The organism is Xanthomonas sp. D-99 (assembly GCF_017746145.1).
GTDB classification, from domain to species: domain Bacteria; phylum Pseudomonadota; class Gammaproteobacteria; order Xanthomonadales; family Xanthomonadaceae; genus Xanthomonas; species Xanthomonas cissicola.
Map to the genome: position 1 here is coordinate 146,495 of NZ_JAGHWU010000011.1, position 11,592 is coordinate 158,086.

The 11,592-nt window shown below is 64.1% G+C and carries 13 protein-coding genes; 7 read left to right on the forward strand and 6 right to left on the reverse strand.

Going from position 1 to position 11,592, the window contains the following annotated elements:
* Nucleotides 1-28: 28 nt before the first annotated feature.
* Entirely contained in the window at nucleotides 29-943 is a 915-nt protein-coding gene (locus J7360_RS05600; RefSeq protein WP_057661563.1) for an endonuclease/exonuclease/phosphatase family protein, read from the forward strand.
* Between the two features lie 249 nt (nucleotides 944-1,192).
* Here J7360_RS05600 and J7360_RS05605 read toward each other — a convergent pair whose 3' ends face one another.
* From J7360_RS05605 to ykgO, 6 genes are all read right to left on the reverse strand, one after another.
* A complete protein-coding gene (locus J7360_RS05605; protein WP_039571193.1) occupies nucleotides 1,193-2,413 on the reverse strand; it encodes a TraB/GumN family protein in 1,221 nt (406 codons plus the stop codon).
* Nucleotides 2,406-2,948 carry a GNAT family N-acetyltransferase gene (locus J7360_RS05610; RefSeq protein ID WP_057661565.1) on the reverse strand — a complete coding sequence of 181 codons (543 nt, stop codon included), beginning with the start codon at nucleotides 2,946-2,948 and terminating at the stop codon, nucleotides 2,406-2,408. The genes J7360_RS05605 and J7360_RS05610 overlap by 8 nt, the downstream gene beginning before the upstream one ends.
* Before the next feature lie 3 nt (nucleotides 2,949-2,951).
* The gene (locus J7360_RS05615; protein WP_057661568.1) at nucleotides 2,952-3,836 is read right to left on the reverse strand and encodes a carbon-nitrogen hydrolase; all 885 of its coding nucleotides are present in this window, start codon (nucleotides 3,834-3,836) and stop codon (nucleotides 2,952-2,954) included.
* A gap of 125 nt (nucleotides 3,837-3,961) precedes the next feature.
* A complete protein-coding gene (locus J7360_RS05620) occupies nucleotides 3,962-4,996 on the reverse strand; it encodes an agmatine deiminase family protein (protein WP_057661570.1) in 1,035 nt (344 codons plus the stop codon).
* A 235-nt stretch (nucleotides 4,997-5,231) separates the two neighbouring features.
* A complete protein-coding gene (locus J7360_RS05625; RefSeq protein ID WP_007970129.1) occupies nucleotides 5,232-5,573 on the reverse strand; it encodes a hypothetical protein in 342 nt (113 codons plus the stop codon).
* Between the two features lie 244 nt (nucleotides 5,574-5,817).
* Nucleotides 5,818-5,943, reverse strand: coding sequence for a type B 50S ribosomal protein L36 (gene ykgO, locus J7360_RS05630; RefSeq protein ID WP_005913193.1), 126 nt, complete (start codon nucleotides 5,941-5,943; stop codon nucleotides 5,818-5,820).
* A gap of 172 nt (nucleotides 5,944-6,115) precedes the next feature.
* On the opposite strand from ykgO, the gene cmk reads away from it, so the two are divergent.
* The 6 genes from cmk (at nucleotide 6,116) to J7360_RS05660 (ending at nucleotide 11,579) form a co-directional block, all read left to right on the forward strand.
* Complete coding sequence (cmk, locus tag J7360_RS05635; RefSeq protein ID WP_008572390.1) at nucleotides 6,116-6,799, forward strand: (d)CMP kinase; 684 nt, start codon at nucleotides 6,116-6,118, stop codon at nucleotides 6,797-6,799.
* A gap of 182 nt (nucleotides 6,800-6,981) precedes the next feature.
* Nucleotides 6,982-8,667, forward strand: coding sequence for a 30S ribosomal protein S1 (rpsA, locus tag J7360_RS05640; RefSeq protein WP_003489652.1), 1,686 nt, complete (start codon nucleotides 6,982-6,984; stop codon nucleotides 8,665-8,667).
* A gap of 87 nt (nucleotides 8,668-8,754) precedes the next feature.
* Nucleotides 8,755-9,066 carry an integration host factor subunit beta gene (locus J7360_RS05645; RefSeq protein WP_003489651.1) on the forward strand — a complete coding sequence of 104 codons (312 nt, stop codon included), beginning with the start codon at nucleotides 8,755-8,757 and terminating at the stop codon, nucleotides 9,064-9,066.
* Between the two features lie 66 nt (nucleotides 9,067-9,132).
* Nucleotides 9,133-9,426 carry a LapA family protein gene (locus J7360_RS05650; RefSeq protein WP_057661571.1) on the forward strand — a complete coding sequence of 98 codons (294 nt, stop codon included), beginning with the start codon at nucleotides 9,133-9,135 and terminating at the stop codon, nucleotides 9,424-9,426.
* Between the two features lie 6 nt (nucleotides 9,427-9,432).
* On the forward strand, nucleotides 9,433-10,611 hold the full coding sequence (gene lapB, locus J7360_RS05655) for a lipopolysaccharide assembly protein LapB (RefSeq protein WP_057661574.1): 1,179 nt from the start codon (nucleotides 9,433-9,435) through the stop codon (nucleotides 10,609-10,611).
* Nucleotides 10,611-11,579: a glycosyltransferase family 4 protein gene (locus J7360_RS05660; protein ID WP_209033441.1), complete on the forward strand. Its 969-nt coding sequence runs from the start codon at nucleotides 10,611-10,613 to the stop codon at nucleotides 11,577-11,579. The genes lapB and J7360_RS05660 overlap by 1 nt, the downstream gene beginning before the upstream one ends.
* Nucleotides 11,580-11,592 lie beyond the last annotated feature (13 nt).

Sequence of the window (11,592 nt, forward strand, 5' to 3'; positions counted from 1 at the left end):
ACGGCGACATGCCGGATGGCCGGTCGCGGTGCTCGTGCTGCTGCTGTGCTCGACTGGCGCGCAGGCCGGGCGAATAGCTCAGGGCGTCAATCCTGCGCAAGCCATGCAACGCGGCAAGACCGATCGGTCACTGCCAGCTGTCGGGCAGTCACCGAGTGCGGCGCCGCGTGAAATGAGCCTGGTCACGCTCAACCTGCATCACGATCGCGAAGACTGGCCGGCACGACGCGCTTATATCGCCAGGCAGCTCAAGCAACTGGCGCCAGATGTGATTGCGTTGCAGGAAGTGATCGAGCGCCGCGGCAGCGTGGAAAATCAGGCTGCCTGGCTGGCGCGCAAGCTCGGCTACGACTACACCTTCGCCTCGGTCGATCCGGTCGACGCGCCCAAGCGCTACGGCAACGCGTTGCTGAGTCACCGCAAGGTGCTGGCCACGCACCAGCGCCTGCTGCAGCCGCTGGACGACTACCGTGTCGCCGCGCATTTGCAGATCGATGTCGACGGCCAGCCGGTCAACGTCTACGTCACCCATCTCAATGAACGCGCCGACCCACGCGGTACCGGCATCCGCACGCGCCAGGTAGCCGATCTACTGGACTTCATCGCCTCCAACAGCGCGCAGGCGCCGGTGGTGATCGCCGGCGATTTCAACACCGCCGCCGACACGCTCGATCTGCAAGCGCTACGCAAGGGCTACGGCGACAGCTATGGCAGCGTGCATCGCAATAGCGATGCCACGGTCAGCACCTTGAACATGCACGTCTTCGACAGGCCTGCGCGTATCGACCATGTGTTTTTCCAGCAGAACCGCCTGCTGGCCCGCGAAGCCCGCATCCTATTCGAGGCGCCTTATGCCGAAGGCCGCTGGGCATCGGATCACTATGGGGTGTGGGTACGCCTGCAGCTCGCGCCGGAGCGTCCGGCAATCAACCGCATGCCCTAGGAGCGCACCCGGGCGCGACGGGGATTGACCGGGAAAGCCTCATCGCGCCCAGGTGCGCTCCTACCAAGAAGCGTCGGCGCGCCCGTGCGTTTCCGCACGGCGTCTGTGCACACCTGCAGCTCGCGCCGGAGCATCCACCAACCCACCGTATGTCGTAGGAGCGCACCCGGGCGCGACGGGGATTGACCGGTAAAGCCTCATCGCGCCCAGGTGCGCTCCTGCGAACGGTCTGGACCAAGCGGCTTAAGCTCACCCATGCAGACGGTTGAAGATCTGCACCCCGGCCAGCCATACACCGGCCATGCTGCCGAAATTGGTCAACAGGAATGTCAGCACCACCCGCGAGACGCGGTTGCGATACCAGCCGCGCAGCGTCTGCGCATCGTCGCGCAGCGACAGAAAATCGCCGTAGGCCGGCTTGCGCATATGCACTTCGACCAACGCCGCGAATGCACCTGTCGGCACGCTCAGGCGGAATGGTTTGAACGGCGCGACGACCGCGGCGGTGAGAATGCTCAACGGGTGGCTACCGGCCAGCAAACAGCCGAGCGCGGCCATGCCGCCGGTATACATGGCCCACTGCAGCAACAGGTCCGCGCCCATGCTCAGGCCGCCACGCCAGAACCCGATGCCGATGCCGGTGATGATGATCGCCAGGATGCCCAGCGTGATCCATGGAATGCGCTTGCGCTGCTGCACGTATTCCAGCGATTCGCGCAGCGGGCCGGGTGCTGCGGTGTCCTGTTCCAGATGGCGCGCAAGCCCGGCCAGATGCCCGGCGCCGACGACCGCCAAGATCTCGCGCTGATCCGCGCCGACTTCTTCGCGCAGGCGCGTGGCCATGTATTGATCGCGCTCGGCAATGACGGTCTCGTATAGTTCCGGGCTTTCGCTGGCGAAATCGCCGAAGCTTGCCTCCAGCATGTCGCCTTGCTTGAGCTTTTCGATTTCCTCTTCGCCGACCTCATCGGCAGCGAACAGGCCGCCGAGCAATCCGCCGGCCAGTTTCATCTTGCCGAAGAAGCCCAGGCGCCCGGACGCACGTTTGAAGGTCAGGCCAACCTCGCGATCGATCAGATGCACCGGCAAGCCCTGCGCGCGTGCCAGGTTCACCGCCTCTTTCAGTTCTGCACCCGGCTCGATGCCCAGTTGCTTGGCCAGGCGGCGTTGGTACGCGGCAAGTGCCAAATTCGCCGCGAACAAGGCCACGCGTCCTTTGCGGATCACCTGTACCAGGTCCAGGCGGGCGAGGGCATCCGGGTCGCTGAGCGCCTGCAGGCGCTGCGCATCCAGTTCCACCGCCACTGCGTCGTAACGCCCGCTGCCGATCGCCCGTTGCACGGCGGCAACGCTGGCCAGCGACACATGCGCGGTGCCGAGCAGGGTATAGCGCACGCCGTCGCGTTCGACGATGCGATGCGGCTGGCCGGACAGCGCATCGTCCAGAACGTGGGGGGGCTGCTCAGTCATGTGGCTTTTTTTCATCAGAAGGAGGGGCGGTGTCGCCGGAGCCGAGCGCGCGTTGCATCTGCACGCCGTCCAACCAACGACCGCGTTTGCGGCCGATTCCGTTAAAGACTCCGACCGTGCGAAATCCAAAACGTTCATGCAAGCGGCGCGAGGCCAGATTCTCGGCATCGCCAATCACCGCGATCATCTGCCGGAAGCCGCGCTGCTCGCACACCGCGATCAGCTCGCCCAGCAGCGCTTTGCCGATGCCGCGACGCTGCATCGCGGCGGCCAGGTAGATCGAGTTCTCCACCGTCCAGCGATATCCCGCACGCGCGCGAAATGCACTGGCATAGGCATAGCCCGCGACCACGCCATCGAGCTCTGCCACCAAATAGGGGTAGCCCGCATCCACGATCGCGCTCACCCGCGCGCGCATCTCATCGAGCGATGGCGCGTTGTATTCGTAGGTGTTGACCCCGGCGATCTGTTCCGCATAAATCGCGGTGATCGCCGGAATGTCCGCATCGCGGACTGCACGCAGCTCCAATGGCATGCGTCAGTCGATGTAGCGCTTGAGCAGATCGCCGTACGCATCGATGCGGCGGTCGCGCAGGAACGGCCAAATGCGGCGCACGTGTTCGCTGCGCTGCAGGTCGACATCGCAGATCAGCACGGTCGGGTCCTGGCCGGCTTCGGCAATGAACTCGCCCTGCGGCCCCAGCACATGGCTGTTGCCCCAGAACTGGATGCCCGATGCGCCCAGCGGGGAGGGCTCATGGCCGACGCGGTTGCACGACAGCACCGGCACGCCGTTGGCGACCGCATGGCCGCGATGGCTGAGGATCCAGGCATCGCGCTGGCGCTCCTGCTCGGCCTGTTGGTCCTCCGGATCCCAACCGATCGCCGTGGGGTAGAGCAGCAGTTCCGCACCGGCCAGCGCCATCAGGCGCGCCGCTTCCGGATACCACTGGTCCCAGCACACCAGCACGCCCAGGCGGCCCACCGAGGTATCGATCGGCGTAAAGCCCAGGTCGCCCGGAGTGAAATAGAACTTCTCGTAGAAGCCCGGATCGTCGGGGATGTGCATCTTGCGGTACTTGCCGAGCAGCCGGCCGTCCTTTTCGAACACCACCGCAGTGTTGTGATACAGGCCGGCCGCGCGACGTTCGAACAGCGAGGCGACCAGCACCACGCCGTGCTCCTTGGCCAGCGCGCTCAGGCGCTCGGTGCTGGGACCGGGAATCGGCTCGGCCAGGTTGAACTCGTTCACCGACTCGTGCTGGCAGAAATACGCACCGTTGTGCAGTTCCTGCAGCAGCACCAGCTTTGCGCCCTGCGCGGCGGCTTCGGCCACGCGCGATGCGATGACGGCCAGGTTGGCCTCGGCGTCGCCGTGGTTGCGCTCCTGGATCAGCGCGACGGGAAGGAGATGACGGGTCATGGCAGCATCCAACGTAAGTGGCGCACTAAGGTAGCGCGCCATGGCGTAACACCGGCCTGCCGGCCGGAACAGGAAGCCACGCGCGGTCGGTGCGGCCGCGACGCAGGCGAGGTTCGCAACTGCGATTAGGCCGCGAGCAGGCCGGCCGGCAATTGCATGGTCAGGCAATGCAGGCTGCCGTTCTGCCAGATCAGCGCACGACACGGCACCGGCACGATCTCGTGCTGCGGAAACGCCTGCGCCAGCACTGCCTGCGCGGTTGCGTCGGCGGCATCGCCATAGGCCGGCATCAACACCGCGCCGTTGACGATCAGGAAATTGGCATACGACGCAGCCAACCGGCGGCCTTCGTCGAGAATGGGCTGTGCCCACGGCAGCACAAACAGCCGATACGGTTGCCCGTCGGCAGTGCGTAGCGCGGCCAGTTCGGCGCCCATCGCCTGCAGCTCGGTGTAATGCGAATCGCTGGCCACATCGCAGCCCTGATAGACGATCGCATCCGGACCGGCAAAGCGCGCCAGCGTATCGATATGCGCGTCGGTGTCGTCGCCTTCCAGGTAGCCATGATCCAGCCACAGCACGCGCTCCTGCGCCAGCCAGGCGGCCAGATCGCTGCTGAGCGATTCGCGCGTGTGCTGCGGGTGGCGCTCATGCAGGCACTTCCAGGTGGTCAGCAGGGTGCCGGCACCATCGGTCTCGATTGCGCCGCCTTCCAGGGCGAAGTCGACCGTCGCCACCTGCGCCGGCACGAACACCTGCGCGGCATCCAGCGAGCTCACCAGCTGATCGTCCAGGCTGGCTTCGAACTTGCCGCCCCAACCGGTGAAACGGAAATCCATCAACCGGAAGCCGGCGTCCTGGCGCAGCGTGATCGGGCCCGAATCGCGCAGCCAGGTGTCGTTGTAGGCGGCGATCACGAAACGCACCCGCGTCATGTCCACCCGCGCCGAGCGCAGCCGCGCCTCGGCATAGATCTGCAGGTCGTCGTCGGCCACGCAGACGACCACCGGTTCGAAGCGGGAGATCGCCGTGACCAGCGCAATGTAGGTTTCCTCTACATCGGCCAGGCGCTCGGCCCAATCGGTACCGGCGTGCGGCCACGCGAGCAACACAGCGGATTGGGGTTCCCACTCGGCGGGAAAGCGAAGACGGTCGATCATGCCAGGCAAATACTCATCTTGGTGTGCGGGCCATCGCCCACACGTTCATCGATATCCCGCACGTCGCTGCGGGCTCTTGCGATCCGGGCGCCGCTCGCCGCGCCCGGCTTTGTGGCAGCATTGCAGCAACGCATGTCCGGATGCTGACGGACCCGGTCCAGCTTGCGATGCGAATCGTGACGGCCGGCGTGCGAATAACAGATGCCAACACCTCCGGCCGAGCCGTCGCCGTGTCTCAGCGGATCGGCGGCTTGGGCCCGATCTCGTTGGCATCGGCCTTGTTGGCGACCACGTCGATCACCTTGCTCTTTTCGAAGTACACGGTGAAGGCCGGATACACCCAACGATGGATGGTCGGCCACTGGCGCTTCTGGCCGCCGCGCGGGTCGAGCTTTTCCTGCGGCGCGCCGTAGCGGCCTTCGACCTGGCTCATGCTCTCCCCGCGCAAGGGCAGGGCAGCGGCAGGCTTCTGCTGTGCGCGGTCGACCAGCAGCGTATCGGCCGAAGCGACGGCACTGATCCCCATCAGCGCGATTGTCAGCACGACCGGCGGCATCACAAACAAACGGTTACGCATGTCATCTACTCCCCAGTGGACAAGATTTCAGGTGGTGATTACAGCAAAAAACGACGACAGGCGCTGTTGCGACACGGCTGACCTGGCGGGGCCGCGATTGCCCGGGCGCCCCGGCCCAGTCACGACAATGTCCTGCCAGGGTCGGCCGGCGGCAGAGACGTAGGGCAACCAGTGCTGTGAAGCAGCGGCCAAGAAAAAACCGCCCGGAGGCGGCTTTCTCGGGTCTTGCGCACGCCGCAGAGGCTTAGCGCTGACGCGCCTTGAAACGCGGGTTCGACTTGCAGATCACGAAGACCTTACCGCGGCGGCGGACCACCTTGCAGTCGCGGTGACGGGTCTTCGCAGACTTCAGGGAGGACAGGACTTTCATGGCACACCTCGGCGTAAACGGTTGGATTCGATGGAAGAGTGCCCGCAATCGAGGGTGCACCCGGAATGAAGCCGGCGATTCTAACCGGCTTTTCGTCGTGCTTTCAAGTGGTTGCGGCGCAATCGCTGCAAGCGGCGCTACACTACCGGCTGATGACCTTCCGGACACCTGAATGACCGACCTGTCGCCCGTTCTCACCATCGATGGCCCCTCCGGCGCCGGCAAGGGCACCGTGAGCCGGATCGTGGCTGCCCGGCTGGGCTGGCACTACCTCGATTCGGGCGCACTGTATCGCGCTGTCGGGGTTGCTGCGAGCTGGGCCGACCTGGATGTCTCCGATCCGGCAGCGCTGGTGCGCTGCACCTTCGACACCAGGGTGGAATTCGACGATGCGGGCGAGGCAGGACTGCGCGTGCTGGTCAATGGCGCGGATGCGACCAGCGAGTTGCGGCTGGAAACGACCGGTGCGCTGGCCTCGGCCATTGCGGCCATTCCCGAGGTGCGCAGCGCCCTGAAGGAGCGCCAGCGCGCATTCAGGCGCGCGCCCGGGCTGGTTGCCGACGGGCGCGACATGGGCACGGTGATCTTTCCCGATGCTGCCTACAAGGTGTTTCTGACCGCCAGTGCCGAAGAACGTGCGGGCCGTCGCCATAAACAGTTGATGGAAAAGGGTGTTTCGGTTATCTTTGACGACCTGCTGCGCGAGATCATGGCCCGTGATGCCCGTGATGCGCAGCGGGTGGTGGCGCCATTGCGGCCGGCCGAAGACGCCGTGCTGATCGATACCAGTGGAATGGGAATCGAGGATGTCGTCCAGCGTGTGGTCGGGTTGCTCGCAGACCGCGCGCCGTCGTAAGCGTTTCGCAAGCGGGTTTGTCCCGCCGACCGTAAGGCGTTCCAAAGCTCCGTCGCGCATCCTGCGTGGCAGTTCTATGACTTCTAACCGACTCGCTGTATGGAGTCGACCAACAGGCTGGGCGGTTCGCATCTGTCGCACTCCGACGATCGGCGCCCGTGTGTTCAACTGAGTAAATTCAAATGACAGAATCTTTTGCAGAACTGTTCGAAGCCAGCCAAGCCAATCTGGCGAAGCTGAAGCCGGGCTCCATCGTCACCGGTACCGTCGTGGAAGTTCGCGGCGACGTGGTGGTGATCAACGCTGGCCTGAAGTCCGAAGGCATTGTGCCGATCGAGCAGTTCCGTAACGACGCTGGCGAGATCGATGTCGGCGTAGGCGACCAGGTCAAGGTCGCCCTCGATTCCATCGAGAACGGCTTCGGCGAAACCGTGTTGTCGCGCGAGAAGGCCAAGCGCGCGATGGTGTGGGACGAGCTGGAAGAAGCGTTGGAAAAGAACGAAACCATCACCGGCCGCATCAGCGGCAAGGTCAAGGGTGGTTTCACCGTGGACATCAAGGATGTCCGCGCGTTCCTGCCTGGTTCGCTGGTGGATGTGCGCCCGGTGCGCGACCCGGCCTACCTGGAAGGCAAGGAACTTGAGTTCAAGCTGATCAAGCTGGACCGCAAGCGCAACAACGTGGTGGTTTCGCGTCGTGCAGTGGTCGAAAGCGAGCACTCGGAAGAGCGCGAGCAGCTGATGGACAAGCTGCAGGAAGGCGCGATCCTGAAGGGTGTCGTCAAGAACCTGACCGACTACGGCGCATTCGTGGACCTGGGCGGTATCGACGGCCTGCTGCACATCACCGACATGGCCTGGAAGCGCGTGCGCCATCCGTCCGAAGTCGTCAACGTCGGCGACGAGCTGGACGTGCGCGTGCTGAAGTTCGATCGCGAGCGTAACCGCGTCAGCCTCGGCCTGAAGCAGCTGGGCGAAGATCCGTGGGACAACATTGCCCGTCGTTACCCGGCCAACAGCCGCGTGTTCGGCAAGGTCTCCAACGTCACCGATTACGGCGCATTCGTCGAGATCGAGCCGGGCGTCGAAGGTCTGGTGCACGTCTCCGAAATGGATTGGACCAACAAGAACGTCAACCCGTCCAAGGTTGTGCAGGTCGGTGACGAAGTCGAAGTAATGGTCCTGGACGTGGACGAGGAGCGTCGCCGCATCTCGCTGGGCATGAAGCAGGTTGCCGCCAATCCGTGGGAAACCTTCGCTGCGACCCACAAGAAGAACGACAAGGTGTCCGGTCAGATCAAGTCGATCACCGACTTCGGCATCTTCATCGGTCTGGACGGCGGCATCGACGGTCTGGTCCACCTGTCCGACATCAGCTGGAACACCACCGGCGAAGATGTCGTGCGCAACTACAAGAAGGGCGACACGCTGGAAGCCGTCGTGCTGGCAGTGGACCCGGAGCGCGAGCGCATCAGCCTGGGCGTCAAGCAGCTGGAGCAGGACCCGTTCGGTCAGTACATGGCGTCCAACCCGAAGGGTTCGAAGGTCGAAGGCGTGGTGCGTGAAGTGGATGCCAAGGGCGCCACGATCGACTTGGCCGACGGCATCGAAGGCTACGTCGCTGCACGCGACATCGCCAACGAGCGCGTCGACGACGCCACCCAGCACCTGAAGGTCGGCGACAAGATCGAAGCCAAGTTCGTGGGCATGGACCGCAAGGGCCGCACCCTGCAGCTGTCGATCAAGGCCAAGGACGATGCCGAAATGCGCGAAACGTTGGAGGACTACCAGTCCGCCTCCGCGTCGGGCGGCATGACTCAGCTGGGCGCGCTGCTGCGTGCGCAGTTGAACAACAACAAGTCCGAGTAAGCGCGTAGCGCTCGCAAGAGCGTAACGGATCGGCCCGGGCTTGCCCGGGCCGATTCCGATGTGTCAGTCGAAAAAAGCAAGTCTCCCATGACCAAGTCCGAATTGATTGAAATCCTGGCGCGACGCCAAGCGCATCTGAAGTCGGACGACGTGGATCTGGCAGTCAAGTCGCTGCTGGAAATGATGGGCCAGGCGCTCTCCGATGGCGATCGGATCGAAATTCGCGGGTTCGGCAGTTTTTCGCTGCATTACCGTCCGCCACGGTTGGGACGTAACCCTAAGACCGGCGAGTCGGTCGCGCTGCCGGGCAAGCATGTACCCCACTTCAAGCCGGGCAAGGAATTGCGTGAGCGTGTCAGCTCCGTGGTGCCTGTGGATGTGGCCGATACGGCAGACTGAAGCCATTCTGGCGCTGCGTTTATGTGGTCTCGGTTAAGCTAGTCCGCCTCCCGACGGAGTCTCGCCATGAAGGTGCTTCGCTTGCTGGTGATGTTGGCCTTCCTGCTGGTCGGTCTGATCATCGGTGCGGTCAATTCCCAGGACGTCACGCTCGATTTTCTGTTCTCCAGCGTGCATACCAGTTCAGGCGTCGCGATCATCGTCGCGCTGCTGGTCGGTGCCGGCATGGTGCTGGTCAGTGTGGTCATTCCCCTCTATTCCAAACTGCGCCAGGCCAACAAGGCTGTTGCGGTCAGTCGCGCCGACGCCAGGGCTGTCACGCCTGCGACCGTCGAGCCGCGCCCCATCGATGGACTGTAACGACGTATGGAATTTCTGACCGAGTGGATCTGGTTCTTCCTGTTCGTGCCGCTGGCTGCGCTAGGCGGCTGGATCGTCGGCCGTCGTGGCGGTCAACGCCATGGCGACACGCAGGTCAGTCGTCTTTCCAGTACCTATTTCCGCGGGTTGAACTATCTGCTCAACGAACAGCCGGACAAGGCGATCGAGCTGTTTTTGCACATCGCCGAACTGGACAAGGAAACCTTCGAGACCCAGGTCGCGTTGGGGCATCTGTTCCGCCGCCGTGGTGAAGTGGACCGTGCGATCCGCCTGCACCAGGGCCTGGTGCAGCGTGGCGACCTGACCGATCAGCAGCGCGTCCAGGCCTTGCTGGCGCTCGGCGAGGACTACATGAAGTCGGGTCTGCTGGATCGTGCCGAAACGGTCTTTACGGAGTTGGCGCAACTTGACCAGCGCGCGCCGCAGGCGCTGCGTCACCTGATCGGTATCTATCAGGCCGAGCGCGATTGGGAAAAGGCGATCGACAACGCCACCCGCTATGAAGAGGTGACCGGCGAGCCGATGGGCAAGCTGATCTCGCAATTCGAATGCGAACTGGCTGATCGCTATCGCGGCCTGGGCAAAACCGACGATGCACTCCAAGCGATCGCACGTGCCTACCAGGCCGATGGCACTTCCGTGCGTGCCGGCATTCTGGAAGGACGCATCGAAGCCGAGCGCGGTCACGACGAAGCGGCGGTGCGCGCGTTCGAACGGGCTGCCCGGCATGATCCGGAATACCTGCCCGAGATCATTCCTGCATTGATGGCCGCGTATCGACGGGTCGGCGATATCGCCGGCGCGCGCAACTTCCTGTCGGAGATGACCGAGCACTATCGCGGCATCGCTCCGGTGCTGGCGCTGACCCAGTTGATGGAAGCCCAGGATGGCGTCGCGCCTGCGCTTGCCTATCTTGGCCGCCAGCTCAAGGATCGGCCGTCGGTGCGTGGTGAGTCGGCATTGATCGATCTCACCCTGGCCGAGGGGAGCGACCCGGTCGGCACCCTGCAGGACCTCAAGCACATCACCGACCAGTTGCTGGTGCGCAATCCGAGCTACCGATGCACGCGCTGCGGCTTCGGTGCCAAGACGCATCACTGGCAATGCCCGAGCTGCAAGGAATGGGGTACGGTCAAACCGCTGTTGAACTACGCGGTGGTCTGATGGCGTGGCTGTGGTGCGCGCTGCACCTGCTGGTCGCGGCACTGGGCACCTGGGGGCTGCGGCGCTATGCCTTGCACCGGCGTCTGCTCGATCATCCCGGTGAACGGCGTAGCCACCTGGTGGCGACCCCGCGCGGTGGCGGCATGGCGATTGTGGCGGCAATCTTGCTGGGCTGCGTTGCGGCGTGCGCGCTATGGCCGACATCCCGGTTGACGGTCTGCTGGTTCGCAGCGGGCTTGGTCTCAGTGGCCGGCGTGGGCTGGTGGGACGACCACCGTCCGCTTTCGGCAAGGCTGCGGTTTTCGATTCACCTGGCCGCATCGGCGGCATTGGGCGCCTTGGTTTGGCACGCGACGGGCAGCGTGTGGGATGGAGTGCTGACTGCCGCTGCGTCCGTGGTGTTGATCAATGTCTGGAATTTCATGGATGGCATCAATGGGCTCGCCAGCACCCAGGCGGCGTTGGCCGCGCTGGGATTCTCGCTGGTAGCGCCTGCCGGTTGGTCGTGGGCAGGTCTGGCGATTGCAGCCGCGTGCCTCGGGTTTGTGCCGTTCAATTTCCCACGTGCGCGCATCTTCATGGGCGATGGCGGCAGTGGCGCGCTCGGCTACGTGCTGGCGGCGCTGCTGGCGCTGAACGTGGCGAGTGGTCAGGTGAGCTGGTGGATCAGCTGGTTCCCGTTGACGGCCTTTCTTGTAGACGCCGGCTTCACGCTGCTTGCTCGCATGCTGTCCGGGCAACGCTGGTGGGAGCCACATGCCCAGCATCTGTACCAACGTCTGGCGCGTCGTCTTGAGACGCACGTCCCGGTAACGTGCGTTTATTTCGCGTTCAGCCTCATTGCCGTCTGCTTGTACCTGTTAATCCGTCATGATCCGTTCTGGCTGCAGGTGTCCGGCGCGCTGGTGTGGGGCATGGGCGCCACTGCAATCTGGCTTTTTCTGCGCGATGGACTGCGCAATTCCTGACTAATGGACTTTT